The following is a 16207-nucleotide window of genomic DNA, read 5'->3' on the forward strand; positions in this document are numbered from 1 at the left end:
ACGCGGCTCGACCAGATCTCGGCCAGCGCCGCGCCCAGCGGGAAGTAGACCCCGGCCGTCCCGCCGGTGGCGACGGCGATGAAGGTGCGGGGCTGCGCCTGGACGGCGCCCGCACTCAGGACGATACCGATGAGCACGATCAGCATGACGGTGCGCATACGTGTCTCTCCTCCTCTGTCCGCGGGGGTCCTGCGACGCCTCCGCGCGGGTGTTGCGACATCCCTGCCCTTCCCGCCACCCGGCCCTACGGCTCGCGGGTGACGAAGACCCCGCCGCGCACCAGCGTGACCGTCACCCGGCGCGCCACGTCCCCCCACCGGTCAAAGGCCAGCTCCCCCGTCACCCCCTGGAACCGGCGGGTCCCGGCCACGGCGTCCCGCACCTCCCGCGGTCGGTGCCGGCCGGCCGCACCGCCGTCAGTCCTCCTCGAAGGCCATGGCCACCGCAGTCCCGTACTCGCTGCTGTCGTGCACGACCGCGACCCGCGGCACGCGCAGCCGATCGGCGACGAAGGCGGCCACCGCGGCCCCCTGGGCCCGGGCCGAGATCGCCGTCCGGAAGACGTAGTGCCCCCCATAGGGCAGGACCTCGATGGCGCCCGGGGAGATCAGGACGATGCGGAAGCGGGTGGCGGCGCCCGCGGCGGCGATGGTGGTCGGGTCGGTGAGAGGACCGACGATGCCGACCGCTTCCTGCCCGACCAGCGCCGCCACCAGACGGACCGCCTCTTCCGGCACTCTCTGGTCGTCCTCCACGGCGAGGCGTACCCGCCGCCCGCGCACACCGCCCTCGCGGTTGACCTCGTCGACGGCCAGCTGCGCCCCCTCGGCGGCGACACGGGCCGAGGCGGCCACCCCGCTGCGCAGGGGGAGGAGAAGGCCGACCCGCACCGACAGGCCGGCCGCTTCCCGACGGGGTGCGGTGCACCCTGTCATGACGAGGCGGGCCGTCGGGAGGAAGGCAGCCGGCGAACGGGCGGCAGGGAACCTCCCGGCTGCCTTGCTGCGCCTCCCAGGGTCCACCGTCGGGGTCCCGCTCAACGCCCCTCCCCATCCCCGGGCCCCGTCGCACACCGCGTTCCCCCGGGCGGCGCAGACAACGGAGGTGGCCCTGCGCGGCCGGCCGGACGCCGTCACCGCGGCAGCGTAGTGGCGCTTTCGACGGTGTCCCAGGCCTTCCTGCCGCGCCGGCGGTGGAGCTGTCCCACCGCCTCCATGAACCCGCCGGGGAAGAGGAGGACGACCAGCACGAAGATCACCCCGAAGAGCAGCAGGTGGAGCTCGAGCAGCTGCAGGGCCAGGGCCTCGCGCAGGAGGAGGAAGAAGGCCGCCCCCACGAGCGGCCCCCAGACCGTGCCCACCCCACCGAGAAAGGTGATGAGCAGGGCGTCGAACGTCCACACCGGGCTGAAGACGAACTGCGGGTAGAAGCTGAGGTGGTAGTAGCCGAAGAGCCCCCCGGCGGCGCCGGCGCCCGCACTGCTGAGCACGAGCGCCGCCAGCTTGGCGCGGAAGGCGTCCACGCCCACCGCCTCCGCCACCTCCTCGTCCTCGCGCACCGCCGCGAGCGCATAGCCGAAGCGGGACCGGCTGAGCCACCGGGCCGCCCCCGCCACCGCGACCACCAGGGCGAGCGCCAGCAGGTAGCGGGGACGGACCGCATAGGTGGCGAGCGCCACCGCCGGCAGAGGCGAGACCTCGGGGAGGAGGCTGGCGGTGGTGATGCGCAGGATCTCGGCCACGGCCAGCGTGCCGATGGCGAAGTAGGGGCCGCGCAACCGCAGGGACGGCGGCCCCACCAGCAGCGCGGCGGCAGCGGCGGTGGCGATCCCCGCGGCCAGGGCGGCGGGCAGCGGGTGCCCGGCCAGCCAGAGGAAGCGCGTGACCAGCGCTCCCAGCCCAAAGAAGGCGGCGTGCCCCAGGTTCACCTGGCCGGCGAACCCGCCCACCAGGTTCCACGACTGCGCCAGCGCCCCGTAGAGGAGGACGAGGAAGCTCCAGGTCTGCACGGCCGGCGGGGCCACGAGGGGCAGGGCGGCCAGCGCGGCGAGGAGCGCCAGGACGGCCAGGACGGACGCGCGGGAGGGAGCGGAGCTCACCGGCGGGCGAAGAGCCCCTCGGGGCGCAGCGTGAGCACCAGCAGGAAGAGGACGAGGCCCACCACCTCGCGGTAGACGTTCCCGGCGAGGAAGCCGCTCAGGGCCTCGGCCACGCCCAGGAAGAGCCCGGCCACGAAAGTCCCCAGGATGTGCCCCATCCCGCCCAGCACGACGACGATGAGGGCCTTGAGCGTCCAGAACAACCCGATGGCCGGGCTGATGGCGTCGGCCAGGGTGACCAGGCTGCCGGCCACGCCGGCGAGGGCACTGCCCAGCCCGAAGGCCACCACGAAGATGCGCCCCACCGGCACCCCCATCAGCATCGCCGCCTCGCGGTCCTCCGCGGTGGCGCGGATGGCCCGTCCCGTGCGGGTGCGGGTGAGGAAGAGGTGCAGCCCGCCCAGCGTCACCACCGCCGCGACGAACCCTCCCAGGCGGGCCAGCGGGACGACCACCGGACCCACCGGCAGGACCTGGCCGGCGTAGGCGGTCACCGCGCGCTCGTCCGCCTCCCAGGCCAGGATGGCGGCGCTGTGCAGCGCCAGCGCCAGGCCGAACCCGACCAGGATGGAGGTCTTGACCCGCGCCTCCTCGTGGAAGGCGGCCAGGGGGCGGAAGGCGCCCTGGTAGAGCACCACGCCCACGCCGAAGAGGAGGAGCGCGCTCACCACGGCGGCCAGGAACGGGTCGATCCCCCACCAGGCGAAGAGCCAGAAGGTGGCGTACCCGCCGAGCATGATCAGGTCGCCGTGGGCGACGTTCAGCACGCGCAACACGCCGAAGACCAGCGAGAGGCCGACTGCCGCCAGGCCGTACAGCCCGCCGATGAGCAGACCGAACATGAGGTTCTGCAGGAGGATGGTCACGCCGGGCCTCGCTGCCTCAGCTGGTCCCGCCGCCCCAGGTAGACCTCGACCACCTGGGGGTCCTCCAGCACGGCCTGGGGATGTCCCGCGGCGATGACCTCGCCCGAGTTCAGCACCACGGCCCGGTCGCACAGGGAGCGCACCGCCAGCAGGTTGTGCTCGACGATGAGGATCGTCATCCCCTCCCGCCGCAGGCGCCGCAGCAACGTCAGGGCCTCCTGCACCTCCGTGGGGTTGAGGCCGGCCAGGGGCTCGTCGAGTAGGAGCAGGCGGGGCCGCCCGGCAAGGGCCCGCGCCAGCTCCAGCCGCTTCCGTTGCCCCAGGTTGAGCAGCCCGGCCGGCTGGTCGGCGCGGTCGCGCAGGCCCACCAGCGCCAGCAGCTCCCGCGCCTCCTGCGCCGCCGCAGGGAGCGTGGCCGGCCGGTCGGCGCCGTAGAGGCGCGCCACCAGGACGTTCTCCAGGGCGCTGAGGTGCCCGAAGGCGCGCACGAGCTGGAAGGTACGCCCAATGCCGAGCCGCGTGCGCGCGCTGGCGCGCAGCCCGGTGATCTCCTGCCCGTCGAGGAGCACCCGGCCCCGCCAGGGCTGGAGCGCGCCGGCGATCAGGTTGAAGACGGTGGTCTTCCCCGACCCGTTGGGGCCGAGCAGCCCCAGGATCTCGCCGGGCGCCACCTGAAAGGTCACGCCGCGGACGGCGACGAGGCCGCCGAAGGCCTTCCAGAGGTCCACCACCTCGAGGAGGGGACGGGAGGCGGGTACGCCTCCCACTTGGGACGCCGTCACACCTGCCACGGGGACGCGGTCACGGTCGCCACGCGAGGGAGGTCACCCGCGGCCACACGCTCACGCCTGGGGTGGTTGCAGGACCAGGGCGACGGGACGCACCGGACTCGCCGTCCCGCCCCAGACTTTCAGCGGCAGGCAGAGGAAGAGGAACTCCCGCGCGCCGCAGGCCGCGAGCGGCGCCAGGTTGAGGTTCTCGATGATGTACACGCCCCGCTGCACCAGCAGCACCACGTGGCCCGGCAGTGAGCTGCCCACCGCCTCGTCCACGTGGCCGGGCAGATCCCAGGCCACGTTGTCGGCGCCGACGGCGAGGACCTCCTGGTCGGCGAGCCAGGCGGAGACGTCCGCGCCCATCCCCGGTCCCTCCAGGTAGCGCTCCGGGTCGGCCCAGCGCGTGTCGTTGCCGGTGCGCACCAGGACCACGTCCCCGGCACCGATCCGCACCCCCTGCGCCGCCGCGGCCGCAGCCACCTCGGCCGCGCCCACCAGCGTGCGCAGCGGCAGAGGTCCGCCGCGCTGCGCCGCCAGGTCGACCAGCACGCCGCGGGCCACGATGGGCGGGATGGTGTCTGCGCCCAGGCGGGTGAAGCCCTGCGGCGTCTGTACCTCGGGCGTGACGCGCACCCCGCCGTGGAGCGTCAGGTCCCAGGCCTGGTGGACGAAGGCGTCGATGTGGGTACCGGCGTGCTCCGCCGCGTAGAGCATCCCGGCGGCGCTGGTGCGGCGCTCCCCGAGCCCGGGCTCGTGGCGGCGGTGCAGGGTGAAGACCATTCCCGGGCGGTGGGGCGGGAAGACGGGGTCCCCGAAGCGCCGGGGGTGCTCCAGGTCGACCACCTGCAGCGACCGCAGCGCGGCGAGGAGGTCGGCGACGGTCATGAGGGCAGGCTCCGCGGGAGCGCGCTCCGGGGGACAGTCATGCGCGCGACAGTCATGGGCCCAGGGCCTGCCAGGCTGCTAGGGCGCGGTCGATGAAGAGCTCCGTGCTGCCCAGGGAGGCTAGCGGGTCGAGGACGCGTTCGAGGCGGCCGGCCGGGAGCAGGGCCCTCACGTCGGGGTCGGCTGCGGCCACCTGGCGCAGGTCGCCGCCCTCACCGGTCCAGGCCACCAGGCGCTCCACCACCCGCCGGGCGGCTTCCCGCCCCAGGTGCGGCTGCAGGGCGGTGACCAGCGCTTCGGCCATGATCGTCCCGCCGGCCAGCGCCAGATTGGCCCGCATCCGCTCCGCGTCCACCTGCAGCCCCCCGAGCGCCCGGTGCACCCACTCCACCGCCCCGGCGGTGTGGCGGAAGAGCGCCGGCAGGGCCTCCCACTCCGCCTGCCAGGCGCCCGCCGCGCGCTCGTGCTCGCCGACGCCCGCGGCCAGCACCGTGGCGGCGTCGCCCACGGCCAGGCGCGCGCACGCCAGGGCCGCCACCGCCTCGACGGGGTTGCGCTTCTGGGGCATCGCCGAGGAGCGCCCCGCCTCACCACCGGCGGTCGCCGCTTCCCCCACTTCGGTCTGGCTGAGCAGCACCAGGTCGGTGGCCACCTTGCCCATCCCGGCGGCGGTAAGGGCCAGCCACGCCGCCACCTCGCCGATGCGGTCGCGCTCGGCGTGCCAGGGGAGGTCGGGGAGGCCCAGCCGCAGCTCCTGCGCCAGCCGCTCGGCCACCCGCAGCCCGGCCTCACCCAGCGCCGCCAGCGTCCCGGCGGCCCCGCCGAACTGGAGCACGAGGACGCGCGGGCGCACCTCGCGCAACCGCTGCACCTGCCGCACCACGAGGGCCAGCCAGCGCGCGGCCTTCAGCCCGAAGGTGACCGGCACGGCGTGCTGCAGCAGGGTCCGGCCCGGCATGACGGTCCGGCGGTGCTGCCCGGCCAGCGCGGCGCACCGCTCCCCCACGGCCCGCAGGCCGAATTCCAGCAGGTCGAGCCCCTCCCGCACCTGCAGCACCGCGGCGGTGTCCACGGCGTCCTGGCTGGTGGCGCCCCAGTGCAGGACGGCGCGGGCCTCGGGCGGCAGCTGCGCCTCCAGCGCGCGCAGGAGCGGGACCACGGGGGTGGCCGCGGCCGCGCCGTCGTGTGCCAGCGCCTCCAGGTCGACCCGGTCGGCGCGGCAGGCGCTGGCGATGGCCTCGGCGGCCGCTTCCGGGATCAGGCCGGCCGCGGCCTCGGCGCGCGCCAACGCCGCTTCGAAGTCGAGCAGGCGCTGCACGAAGGCGCGGGGGGCGAAGACCGCGGCCATGGCCGGGGTGCTGAAGAGGGTGTCGGCCAGCAGGCTCACCGGGGTGCAGACCTCCTGCGCCTCACGAGGCGGCGCGGGCGGCACCCGGCGAGCGGCGCACCAGGTCCCGCAGGACGGCGAGCTCCTCCGCCGTCGGCGGCGGGGTCTCCTCCAGGCGGTCGGCGAAGCGCACCGGCCAGCCCGTGCGCTCGGCCACCGTCTCCCGCATCACCCCCGGGTGGAGGGAGACGACCACGAGCTCGCGCGTCTCCGGATGCGGGCGCAGCAGGCACAGGTCGGTGACGACGAGCGTGGGCCCGGCGGTGTGCAGCCCCAGCCGCGCCCGGTGGTCGCCGCCGGTCCCGTGGCCGAAGGAGGTGACGAAGTCGACGCGCGGGACGAAGGCGCGCGGGGTGTGCGAGACGATGACGAAGACCTCGGCGCAGTGGCTGGCGATCTCGGTGGCGCCCCCAGCGCCGGGCAGGCGCACCCGCGGAGCCCGGTAGTCGCCGATGACCGTGGTGTTGATGTTGGCGAAGCGGTCGATCTGCGCGGCGGCCAGGAACCCGACGGTGATGCGGCCCCCCTGCAGCCAGTAGGCGAACATCTCCGGGACGGAGACGGTAGCCACCGCGGTCTCGCACAGCTCGGGGTCGCCGATGGAGAGCGGCAGGACGTGGGGGCGGGCGCCGATGGTCCCCGACTCATAGATCAGGACGATGTCCGGGGCGTGGGTCAGCCGGGCCAGGTTGCACGCCGCCGAGGGCAGGCCGATGCCGACGAAGCAGACGTCGTCGTTGCGCAGGGCCCGCGCGGCGGCCACCGTCATCATCTCCGTCGGCGTGTATTCCATGCCCCGATCCTCCGTGCCCGCCCCTACCGCCCGACCGACGCCGACGACGCGTGCAGGACGTGCTCGCGCATCCAGGCCAGGAAGGTCTCGCGGTCGCGCGCGATCCCGTCCCAGGCGGTGTAGAAGGCGTTGTCGCGCCCGTAGTAGCCGTGGGCGTAGGAGGGGCGGGCCCCGCCCGGCGCCACCACCACCGCGTCAATCGTCCAGGCGGGCAGGACCACGGCGTTGGGGCCGCCCGACCGCAGGTCGTCCACCACCTCCTCCACGGTGACCACCGCCCGCCGTGCCGCCAGCACTGCCTCCTTCTGCACGCCCACGATCCCCTCGAGCAGCACGTTCCCCTGCCGGTCGGCCCGCTGGGCGTGGATGATCGTGACGTCGGGGCGCAGGGCCGGCACCGCGGCCAGCCGCTCCCCGGTGAAGGGGCAGGTGATCCAGCGCACGTTGGGGTTCACCCGGGCGAGATCGGTGCCCAGGTAGCCGCGCAGGATGGCGCAGGGGAGCCCGCTGGCGCCGGCAGCGTAGGCGTGGGCCATGCCGGCGTGGGTGTGCTCCTCCAGCTCCAGCGGCTGCGGCCAGCCGTGCTCCACCGCGTCGCGCAGCCGGTGCAGCGAGCCCACGCCCGGGTTGCCGCCCCAGGAGAAGATCAGGCGGCGGGCGCACCCCATGCCGATGAGCTGGTCGTAGAGCACGTCGGGGGTCATGCGGACGAGCGTGAGGTCCCGCCGCCCCTGGCGGATGACCTCGTGCCCGGCGGCGAAGGGGATGAGGTGGGTGAACCCCTCCAGCGCCACCACATCGCCGTCGTGCACGAACTCGGCGATGGTGTCTTGGAGCGAGAGGAAGCGGCCCCCGCGCCGCGCCATCGGACGCTAGAACTCGAAGAAGACCGTCTCGTCCGGTCCCTGCAGCACGATGTCGAAGCGGTAGACCGGCCGGCCCTCCGCGGGGAGGCGCCGCGCCAGCAGGGTGCGCCGCCGTGCCGCGGGCACCCGCTGCAGCACCGGGTCGTGGTGGATGGCCGGGTCGTCCTCGAAGTAGAGGCGGGTGGTCAGGTGGTCGAGCAGGCCGCGGGCGAAGACGGCGACGTTCATGTGCGGCGCCTGCATCCCCTGGCCGTCCGCGGGCACCGGGCCGGGCCGGATGGTCTCGAACCAGTAGCGCCCCGCGTCGTCCGTCCCGCACCGGCCGAAGCCGGTGAAGGTGGGGTCGAGCGGCAGGGGCCGCCGGTCGGCCGGGTGGTGGTAGCGGCCGTGGGCGTTGGCCTGCCAGAGCTCCACCATCGCGTCGGAGACCGGACGGCCGTCGCCGTCGGTGACCACCCCCTCGATGCGGATGCGCTCGCCCACGGTCTGCGGCCGCACGAGCACGTTCAGCCCTTCTCGCAGCAGGCCCCCGTGGAAGAAGGGGCCCACCGTCTGGGAGGGGGTGGGGAGCGGGCGCATCACCGCCAGGGGGCGCCGGCCTCGGGCGGCTCGAAGGGGGTGGCCTCGGGCCCGCGCAGCACGATGTCGAAGCGGAAGCCCAGCGCCCACGCCGGCTCGGTGACGTCGTGGGCGTAGCGGGCGATGAGCCGCTCCCGGGCATCGTCGGTGGGGACCGCGTTGAAGATGGGGTCCTGCTCCAGGAGGGGGTCGCCGGGGAAGAACATCTGCGTCACCAGGCGGGAGGCCCAGGTGGGCCCCAGCAGTGAGAAGTGGATGTGCGCCGGCCGCCAGGCGTTCTCGTGGTTGTCCCAGGGATAGGCGCCCGGGCGGACGGTGACGAAGCGGTACACCCCCTGCGCGTCGGTGAGGCAGCGGCCGAACCCCAGGAAGTTCGGGTCGAGCGGAGCGTGGTGCTGGTCCCGGCGGTGGCGGTAGCGCCCGGCGGCGTTGGCCTGCCAGATCTCCACCAGGGTGTGCGGGACCGGGTTGCCTTCGTCGTCCAGCACCCGGCCGGTGACGATGATGCGCTCCCCGATGGCCTCCCCCCCCGTGCCGGCGTTGCGCGTCAGGTCGCTGTCCTCCGCGGTGAGCGCGCTCACGGCGGGACCGGGGCCGGTCACTTCGGAGAGCGTCCGCGGCCCCGGCAGCAACGGGCCCAGCGGCGCCCGGCGCACCGTCGCCCGGTAGGCCTCGTACAGGTAGGGGGGAAAGGTGGCGTGGCGTCCGCGGCCCGTGACGGTCGTCACCGCTGATCCCTCCTCGGTGGTCCGGTCGTCCCGCCTGGCGCTGTCCCCGGCTCGACTCCGCCCGACGCGCCCCCGCCCGACGCGGCGCCGCCCGGTGCGGTTCCGCCCGGTGCGGTTCCGCCTGGCGCCGCACCTTCACTGAAGCCCAGCTCGCGCCTGCCCACGGCGAAGGCGTGGTTCGCCGCCGGCACGCCGGCGTAGACGGCCACGTGCAGCAGCACCTCGGCGACCTCCGCGGGGTCGACGCCCAGGTTGCGGCTGGCCCGGAAGTGCAGCGCCAGCTCCTCCCGCCCCAGCGCCGCCAGGATGGCGATGGTCACCAGGCTGCGCGTGCGGCGGTCGAGGTGGGGGCGGGCCCACAGCGCCCCCCAGGCGTACTCGGTGATGAAGCGCTGGAAGTCGGCGTCGAAGGGCGTCTGCGCCGCCTGGGCCCGGGCGACGTGCTCGGCGCCGAGGACCTCCGTGCGCACGCGCATCCCCTCGTCGAAGCGGGAGTCCATCACGGGAGAGGTTCTGTACCGCCGCTGCGGCCTCCTTGGCGGCGGCCCGCCGCGCCCGGCGAGAGGCGGCGCACCAGGTAGGCCCAGGCGCTCTGCAGCATCTCCGGCTTGTAGCAGTGCGCCCGCTTGGCCAGCGCCTCCTCCGGGCTCGACCAGGTGCGCAGCGGCCCCGCGCTCATGGCCAGCAGCTGCTTCTGACAGGCCCGCTCCAGCAGGATGGCGGTGAGCACCGCGGTGGCCTCGTCCACCCCCACCGTGACGATGCCGTGGTGCACCATGAGCGCCGCGTTGCGCGGCCCCACCGCCGCCGCCAGCGCCTGCCCCAGCTCGCGGGTGAGGATGAGGTCGCCGGTGAGCGTGAAGCGGGCCACGTCCGGGGGGACGAAGAGCGTCCCCTCGTGCGAGATCGGCCGCAGCGGCTGCGCCAGCGCAGCGAAGGCCACGGCGTGCGGGGCGTGGGTGTGCACCACGGCGTGGACGTCCGGGCGCGCCCGCATCAGCTCGGTGTGAATGGGGTACTCGGCGTGGCGCCGCCCCTCGCCCGCGAGCACCTCGCCGTCCCAGCCGACGAGGAGCACGCGCGCTGGCGTCACCTCCTCAAAGGCCCACCCCGAGGCCTTCATCCACACCCCGCGCCCCTCCGGGTCGCGCAGCGAGACATGCCCCCAGACCAGGTCGCCGTGGTCGGCCAGGCCCAGCACCTGTGAGGCCAGTGCCACGCGCCGGCGGATGGCGTGGGCGGCTTCGTCACTCCCTGCCGCACTGCCCTGCCCGTGCCTGCCACGCATCGCCTCACCTCCTGTCAGAGCGTCCCCGGCGCCAGCGGCGGGTGCAGCAGCCACACGAAGAGCAGGAGGTCTACGGCCCGCTCTCCGCCGCCTCCTCTCGGGCCGGAGTCCTCCCCAGGTCGGAGTCCCCCTCAGCCCCGGGAGGGGATGCCGGCGGCCCGACGGAACACCTTCGCCGGATGGATAGGACACAGGTCGGGATCGTCGGCGCCGGGCCGGCCGGGCTGCTCCTCTCCCATCTCCTCGACCGGGCCGGGGTGCGGTCCGTCGTGCTCGAGTCGCGCAGCCGCGCCTACGTGGAGCAGCGCATCCGCGCGGGCGTGCTCGAGGACGGGACGCGGCAGATCCTCCTGCGGGCCGGTGTGGGCGACCGGATGATGCGCCAGGGGCTGGTCCACAACGGGGTGAACCTGGCCGTCGAGGGGCGCCTGCACCACCTGGACTTCCCCGCTCTCACCGGCGGCCACACCATCATCGTCTACGGCCAGCAGGAGGTGGTGAAGGATCTGATCCGCGCCCGGCTGGCGGCCGGCGGCGACGTCCGGTTCGAGGCGGAGGCCGTGGCCATCGAGGGGATCGAGGAGGGCCCGACCATCGTCTACCGGAGGCCCGACGGCACCGTGGAGCGGCTGGCGTGCGACTTCGTGGCCGGGTGCGACGGGTCGCACAGCCTGGCCCGGGAGGCGGTGCCTGCCGCGGCGCGTACCGTCTACCAGCGCGCCTACCCCTCCGCCTGGCTCGGCATCCTGGCCGAGACCCCGCCCGCCTCCCACGAGCTGATCTACGTCCACCACCCGCGCGGGTTCGCGCTCTTCAGCATGCGCTCACCCACGCTGTCGCGGAACTACCTCCAAGTCCGCGCCGAGGAGTCGCTGGATGACTGGCCGGACGACCGCATCTGGGCGGAGCTCGCCCTGCGCCTCGACAGCGTGGCCACGATCCGACCGGGACCGGTGCGGGAGCGCACCCTGGCCGTCCTGCACAGCCTGGTGGTGGAGCCGATGCAGTACGGCCGGCTCTTCCTGGCGGGGGACGCCGCCCACGTCGTCCCGCCCACCGGGGCGAAGGGCCTGAACCTGGCGGTGTGCGACGTGGTGGTCCTGGCCGATGCCCTCATCGCCTACTACCGGCGCGGGGACGACCAGGGCCTGCAGGGCTACACGGCCGCCTGCCTGCAGCATGTGTGGCAGGCGGAGCACTTCTCGTGGTGGATGACGAACCTCCTCCACCGCCTGGAGGACCCGTTCGAGGACCGCCTGCAGCGGGCGCACCTGCGGGCCCTGCTGCGCAGCGAGGCGGCGCGCCGCTACCTGGCCGAGAACTACGTCGGGCTGCACACCAGCGGCCGCTACGTCGACCGGCTCCCGCCGGCCGGAGCGCGGTGAGCCGGCGCCGCCGGGGGCGTGCGCTGCAGCCACGCTAGCGGCTCTGCATGACCACGTCCACCAGGGCGGGACGGCGCTCGCGGAGGACGTAGCGCACCGCGCGCTCCAGCGTCGGCCGCAGCCCCTCGGGCGCCTCCACCGGTCCCCACGCCTCCAGGCCGAAGGCCCGGGCCAATCCGGCGAAGTCCACGGGGGGATCGACCATGGCCTGGCCGATGTGCGCCCGCTCCACCGCCCGACCGCGCGCCTGGGCCACCAGCCGCTGGTGCTCCTCGTCATTGTAGTAGGAGCGGTTGTTGAACATGACGACGAGCAGCGGGATGCGGTGGTGCGCGGCCGTCCACAGCGCGCTGGGCGTGTAGAGCAGGTCGCCGTCCGGTTGGATGTCGATGCACAGACGCCGCCGCCCCAGGGCCAGGGCGGCACCGATGGCGTGTCCGGCGCCGGAGCCGACGCCCCCGCCCCTGTGCGCGCCCACGTAGGGGACGTCCTCGCCGTTCAGCGCCCACGTCCACAACCGGCGGGTCCACCCGCGCAGGCTGCGGTTCACCAGCACCCAGTCCTCGTCGCGCACCACGTCCCACAGCTCGAGGGCGAGGTGGGCCAGCGCGATGGGCCGTTCCCCGCGCCGGCGCTCGGCAGCCTCGCGCCACCCGTCGCGCAGCGCCCGGTGCCGACGGGCCAGGGCCTCCCGCCGCTCCTCCACCCGGGCGCGCAGGGCCGGGTCCCCGGCCACCGCCCGGGCGCACCGCTCCGTCAGCGCGGGCAGGGCCAGCGCCGTGTCCGCCATGACGGCCAGGTCGACCGCCTCCAGCCGTCCCTGCTCCTGGATCCAGCTGCGGACCATGGCATCGGCCAGCGAGATGTGCGCCACCCGCGCCTGCGGGCGGAGCAGCGGGCGGGCCCGCCGCCAAGTGCGGTCGGTGGTGGAGAGGGCCTTCTGCAGGTCGAAGGTGTCCAGGGCCAGCACCAGGTCCGCCTCGGGCAGCAGCTCCTCCTCGGCCCCGGTGAGGTCGAGCGGGTGGGTGTTGGGGAAGTTGAAGCGGCTGCCCAGGTCCACGACCGGGAGGGCCAGCGTCTCGGCCAGGCCCACCAGCGCGCGGACCGCCTGCGGGGTGCGCCCGACGTAGTCGGCGAGCACCACCGGGTGCTCCGCCTCGACCAGCCACTGGGTCAGCGTCTCCAGCGCCGCGGGGTCGGCCTGGGGGCGGGCCGGCGGGGCGTAGCGGCGCACGTCCGGGATGGCGATCGCCTCCGTGAGCGGGGCTTCCTGCAGCCCGGCGTCGAAGCACAGGTAGACGGGGCCCTGGGGTTCGGTGGTGGCGATGCGGTAGCCGCGGATGAACGACTCCACGAAGCCCTGGAGGCTGGCCGGCTGGTCGTCCCACTTCACGTAGTCGCGCACCGCGTTGCCCTGCACCAGGGCCGTGTGGATCCAGTCGATCCAGGGCCGCCGCGCCTCCACCGGCATGGGCCCGGTTCCGCCGAGCACGAGCACCGGTGTCCGGTCCAGCCAGGCGGTGTAGATGGCCATGGTGGCGTGGAGCAACCCCACGACATCGTGCACGATGGCGGCCATGGGACGCCCGGCCGCCTTGGCGTATCCCTGGGCCACGGCTACGGCGATCTCCTCGTGGGTGCAGAGGATGAGCTGCGGCCGCTGGTTGCCGCCGTAGTTCACGATGGAGTCGTGCAACCCCCGGAAGGTGGCGCCGGGGTTGAGGGCGGCGTACTCGATGTCGTACGCGCGCATCAGGTCGACGATCAGGTCAGACCCGTACTTGCCCTGGGACACCCTGCCGTCCTCCTGGTCTGGTGTTCGGGTGCTCGATCCCACCGTGTGCCGCACTCCCCACAGGGCATGGTGCGCCGTCTGAAACCGGACGGCTACGGGGCCACCCTCCTGAGGTCAGGCGGCGCAGCGCCATCCGCGTGAGGGAGCGGATCACCTCGCGCACACTCGGTCAGGGGAGGGATGCATGGACGTGCCGGAAGGCCTGAAGTGCCTGCCGCAGGTCCTCCTCCGGCCAGGTCAGATTGCCCCGGTGCAGCTCCCGCAGGGCAGAGCCGTCCTTCTGTGGCTCACGGACGGCCCGGACGTGGCCCGCCAGGCGCCAGGGGAAAGGCCCGCCCGTGCGGGTCGGACCGTGACGCCTGACGCACGGCTCCCGGCCGGACCGTCGCAACGAAGATATGTCGTTGTCAGCACCGTGGCAACGGAGCCGGAACGCCGCGCCGCCGGGAGGCTGGGGTGCAGCCTCTCCGGCGGGGTTCGATCACTCGATCAGATAGTGCATGCCCTGCTCGATCAGGTAGTTGCGGTACCAGGCGGCCAGGGCGTCGGCGGGGCGCTGCGGCTCCCGGCGCAGGTCGGCCGGGATGAGCGCCGGCCGCTGCGCCTCGATGATCACCCGGTCCTCGGCCACGATGCGGTCCTCGAAGCGCCGGAAGTCCTCATCGGACCGCCCGTCGTCGTAGTTCAGGAAGTTGATCATGTAGCCGCGGCAGCGCTCGCGCTCCACCGGCGTGATGAACATGATGATCCCGTAGCAGTGGCGGGCTACCTTGTGGAAGCGGATCTCCGTCGGCCCCAGCGCCTCGTAGGTGTAGGTCACCACCGCCCCCTGGCCGCTGCCGTCGGGGTCGGGCTGGTAGATGCGGATGTTCTCGGCCACCACCCCGGTGGCGGTCTTGCGCAGCCGGTAGGGCTCCACGGTGGCGTGGGCGGGGTCGCCCAGCTCGTCCCCGTGGACCCACGGGAAGTGGGCGACGTCGGCGAAGTTGGCCCAGAAGCGGCTGGCCCCGGCGTTCACGTCGTAGGGGCCGCAGAAGATCTTGCGCCAGGCGGGGTCGTCCCACTCGGGGAAGGGCGGGATCTCGTAGCGCGGGGTGCCCAGGCAGGTGAAGACCAGCCCGTAGCGCACCTGCACGGGGTACGTCTTCCGGGCGCAGAAGTGCGGCGGGATCTTCTGGGTGGGGTGCTGGGGGATGCGCACGACGCGGCCGTCCGGGCCGTACTCGTAACCGTGGTAGCCGCACTTCAGGACGCCGCGCCGGTAGGCCTCCTCCTGGTCGCGCCGCCCCCGGGTGTTGGGCGAGAGGGCGGAGAGGGGGAAGCCCATGTGGACGCAGACGTCCTGCCACACCTGCACCTGGTCCCCCGCCGCCCAGACGACCAGGTTGCGGCCGAACAGCCGCGCGCGCTGTCGCTGCCGCCGGACCTCCTCCAGCGTCGCCACCACGTACCAGCGGTCGAAGAGGACCGGCTCGACGGGATCGTCGAGCTCGGGGAGGACCGTCACCCCCGCCATCCCGTCGCCGGGTGTGGCGGGGGCGGTCGCCTCCAGCCCGGCCCGCACAGGGTCGGTCCGCACGGCGTCGGTCCGCACGGCGCCGGTCCGCATGGCGTTCACGGCTCGTCCGGCCAAGGGCCGACCACGTTGGGAGCGGCCCACTGCATCGTCAGGAGCTCCTCCGGGGTCAGGCGCTTCCCCGGCGCGGCTCGCAGCACGCCCCGGCGGTCGCGGATCGGCCCGGTGAAGGGCTCGAAGGCCGGCTGGCCGTCGCGCAGGGTGGACATCTGGCGCAGCCGGCGCAGGATCAGGTCGTAGGCGTTCACCGTCCCCAGGTCGGCTGTCCTCACCCGCACCGCCTCCAGCCGTGGGCGGAAGACCGGGTTGATGGGCATGCCGAAGTCGGCCCCCACCTCCACGGCCCCCTCGGCCAGGCGCCACCAGTAGTCGACGTCCTGCAGGTTGTCGGAGCGGTACTTCCCGGCCAGGACCTTGCGCAGGAAGTCCGTGTAGATGACCTCCCAGTGCTTGAGCTGCCCGGAGACGACGTGGCGCGGCGCGTAACGCAGGAAGGGAGAGGTGTGAGAGAAGCTGAGGCGGTCGCGCTTGGCCGCCACCTGGGTCACCGTGGGGGAATCCTCGGTCTGGTTGAAGACGTCGGCGCCCTCGGCCATCAGCGCCTCGGTGGCCTCCTTGGCCTTGGCGGGGTGGAACCACTCGAAGGTCCAGCGCACGGCCACCTTCACGCGCGGGTTCACGGCCGCGGCGCAGAGGGCGTAGGCGTTCACGTGCCGCTTCACCTCGGGGATGGGGATGGCGGCCACGTAGGCGATGGTGCCGGTGCGGGTGAGCGCGCCGGCGGCGTAGCCGTTCAGGCAGTAGGCCTGGTAGAGCTCGGCCATGTAGGTGGCCACGTTGGGGGCGCGCTTGAACCCCGTGGCGTGGGCGAAGAGCACGTTGGGGTACCGGCGGGCCGCGGCCAGCGTCCCGTCCATGAAGCCGAAGCTGGTGGTGAAGATCACCCGGGCCCCCTGCTGGACCAGCTTGTCGATGAAGACCTCGGTCTGGGCTTCGGGGACCGACTCGACGTAGAGGCTCTCCGTGCCCAGCGTCCGGTCCACGATCTTCCGGGCCCGGTCGTGGGCGTGGGTCCAACCGTAGTCGCCGATGGGGCCGACGTAGAGGTACCCCACCTTCAACCGCGCCTGGGCTGCCACGGGAGCCGCCAGTGCGACCCCCAGCAGGACCGCACAACCGACCATC

Annotated in this window: 17 protein-coding genes; 1 reads left to right on the forward strand and 16 read right to left on the reverse strand. The window is 74.0% G+C overall.

The window, feature by feature from the left end:
• Positions 1-244: 244 nt before the first annotated feature.
• The 13 genes from RB146_12035 to RB146_12095 all read right to left on the reverse strand — a co-directional run bounded on the left by RB146_12035 (position 245) and on the right by RB146_12095 (position 10266).
• Positions 245-370, reverse strand: coding sequence for a hypothetical protein (locus RB146_12035; GenBank protein MDQ7829698.1), 126 nt, complete (start codon positions 368-370; stop codon positions 245-247).
• A gap of 46 nt (positions 371-416) precedes the next feature.
• Positions 417-890: an ABC transporter substrate-binding protein gene (locus RB146_12040; GenBank protein ID MDQ7829699.1), complete on the reverse strand. Its 474-nt coding sequence runs from the start codon at positions 888-890 to the stop codon at positions 417-419.
• A gap of 242 nt (positions 891-1132) precedes the next feature.
• A complete protein-coding gene (locus RB146_12045) occupies positions 1133-2098 on the reverse strand; it encodes a branched-chain amino acid ABC transporter permease (GenBank protein MDQ7829700.1) in 966 nt (321 codons plus the stop codon).
• The gene (locus RB146_12050; protein MDQ7829701.1) at positions 2095-2964 is read right to left on the reverse strand and encodes a branched-chain amino acid ABC transporter permease; all 870 of its coding nucleotides are present in this window, start codon (positions 2962-2964) and stop codon (positions 2095-2097) included. Before RB146_12050 ends, RB146_12045 begins: the two co-directional genes overlap by 4 nt.
• On the reverse strand, positions 2961-3731 hold the full coding sequence (locus tag RB146_12055) for an ABC transporter ATP-binding protein (GenBank protein MDQ7829702.1): 771 nt from the start codon (positions 3729-3731) through the stop codon (positions 2961-2963). The genes RB146_12050 and RB146_12055 overlap by 4 nt, the downstream gene beginning before the upstream one ends.
• A gap of 75 nt (positions 3732-3806) precedes the next feature.
• A complete protein-coding gene (locus RB146_12060) occupies positions 3807-4625 on the reverse strand; it encodes a cyclase family protein (protein MDQ7829703.1) in 819 nt (272 codons plus the stop codon).
• 52 nt (positions 4626-4677) lie between these two features.
• Positions 4678-6012, reverse strand: a complete 1335-nt coding sequence (gene pcaB / locus RB146_12065) for a 3-carboxy-cis,cis-muconate cycloisomerase (GenBank protein MDQ7829704.1) — start codon at positions 6010-6012, stop codon at positions 4678-4680.
• Positions 6013-6034: 22 nt separating this feature from the next.
• Positions 6035-6805, reverse strand: a complete 771-nt coding sequence (locus RB146_12070; GenBank protein MDQ7829705.1) for a CoA-transferase subunit beta — start codon at positions 6803-6805, stop codon at positions 6035-6037.
• Between the two features lie 23 nt (positions 6806-6828).
• Complete coding sequence (locus RB146_12075; GenBank protein MDQ7829706.1) at positions 6829-7671, reverse strand: CoA-transferase; 843 nt, start codon at positions 7669-7671, stop codon at positions 6829-6831.
• A 6-nt stretch (positions 7672-7677) separates the two neighbouring features.
• On the reverse strand, positions 7678-8250 hold the full coding sequence (gene pcaG, locus RB146_12080; protein MDQ7829707.1) for a protocatechuate 3,4-dioxygenase subunit alpha: 573 nt from the start codon (positions 8248-8250) through the stop codon (positions 7678-7680).
• Positions 8250-8978, reverse strand: a complete 729-nt coding sequence (gene pcaH, locus RB146_12085; protein ID MDQ7829708.1) for a protocatechuate 3,4-dioxygenase subunit beta — start codon at positions 8976-8978, stop codon at positions 8250-8252. The genes pcaG and pcaH overlap by 1 nt, the downstream gene beginning before the upstream one ends.
• Positions 8975-9478 (reverse strand): 4-carboxymuconolactone decarboxylase, encoded by a 504-nt coding sequence (gene pcaC, locus RB146_12090; protein MDQ7829709.1) that lies wholly within the window; start codon positions 9476-9478, stop codon positions 8975-8977. Before pcaC ends, pcaH begins: the two co-directional genes overlap by 4 nt.
• Positions 9478-10266, reverse strand: coding sequence for a class II aldolase/adducin family protein (locus RB146_12095; protein ID MDQ7829710.1), 789 nt, complete (start codon positions 10264-10266; stop codon positions 9478-9480). The genes pcaC and RB146_12095 overlap by 1 nt, the downstream gene beginning before the upstream one ends.
• A gap of 179 nt (positions 10267-10445) precedes the next feature.
• On the opposite strand from RB146_12095, the gene RB146_12100 reads away from it, so the two are divergent.
• A complete protein-coding gene (locus tag RB146_12100) occupies positions 10446-11651 on the forward strand; it encodes a 4-hydroxybenzoate 3-monooxygenase (protein MDQ7829711.1) in 1206 nt (401 codons plus the stop codon).
• Positions 11652-11685: 34 nt separating this feature from the next.
• Here RB146_12100 and RB146_12105 read toward each other — a convergent pair whose 3' ends face one another.
• The 3 genes from RB146_12105 to RB146_12115 all read right to left on the reverse strand — a co-directional run bounded on the left by RB146_12105 (position 11686) and on the right by RB146_12115 (position 16206).
• Positions 11686-13446, reverse strand: coding sequence for a thiamine pyrophosphate-binding protein (locus RB146_12105; GenBank protein ID MDQ7829712.1), 1761 nt, complete (start codon positions 13444-13446; stop codon positions 11686-11688).
• 481 nt (positions 13447-13927) lie between these two features.
• Complete coding sequence (locus RB146_12110; GenBank protein ID MDQ7829713.1) at positions 13928-15055, reverse strand: aromatic ring-hydroxylating dioxygenase subunit alpha; 1128 nt, start codon at positions 15053-15055, stop codon at positions 13928-13930.
• Positions 15056-15060: 5 nt separating this feature from the next.
• The gene (locus RB146_12115; GenBank protein ID MDQ7829714.1) at positions 15061-16206 is read right to left on the reverse strand and encodes a BMP family ABC transporter substrate-binding protein; all 1146 of its coding nucleotides are present in this window, start codon (positions 16204-16206) and stop codon (positions 15061-15063) included.
• Between the last annotated feature and the right edge of the window lies 1 nt (position 16207).

This window comes from Armatimonadota bacterium (assembly GCA_031081585.1).
Taxonomy (GTDB): Bacteria; Sysuimicrobiota; Sysuimicrobiia; order Sysuimicrobiales; family Humicultoraceae; genus Geohabitans; species Geohabitans tengchongensis.

Bases quoted from the DNA above. Each gene is read 5' to 3' on its own strand.
- RB146_12060 (MDQ7829703.1), bottom strand. From the start codon at position 4,625: ATGACCGTCGCCGACCTCCTCGCCGCGCTGCGGTCGCTGCAGGTGGTC.
- RB146_12070 (MDQ7829705.1), bottom strand. From the start codon at position 6,805: ATGGAATACACGCCGACGGAGATGATGACGGTGGCCGCCGCGCGGGCC.
- RB146_12075 (MDQ7829706.1), bottom strand. From the start codon at position 7,671: ATGGCGCGGCGCGGGGGCCGCTTCCTCTCGCTCCAAGACACCATCGCC.
- pcaG (MDQ7829707.1), bottom strand. From the start codon at position 8,250: ATGCGCCCGCTCCCCACCCCCTCCCAGACGGTGGGCCCCTTCTTCCAC.
- pcaC (MDQ7829709.1), bottom strand. From the start codon at position 9,478: ATGGACTCCCGCTTCGACGAGGGGATGCGCGTGCGCACGGAGGTCCTC.
- RB146_12095 (MDQ7829710.1), bottom strand. From the start codon at position 10,266: ATGCGTGGCAGGCACGGGCAGGGCAGTGCGGCAGGGAGTGACGAAGCC.
- RB146_12100 (MDQ7829711.1), top strand. From the start codon at position 10,446: ATGGATAGGACACAGGTCGGGATCGTCGGCGCCGGGCCGGCCGGGCTG.
- RB146_12110 (MDQ7829713.1), bottom strand. From the start codon at position 15,055: ATGCGGACCGGCGCCGTGCGGACCGACGCCGTGCGGACCGACCCTGTG.
- RB146_12115 (MDQ7829714.1), bottom strand. From the start codon at position 16,206: ATGGTCGGTTGTGCGGTCCTGCTGGGGGTCGCACTGGCGGCTCCCGTG.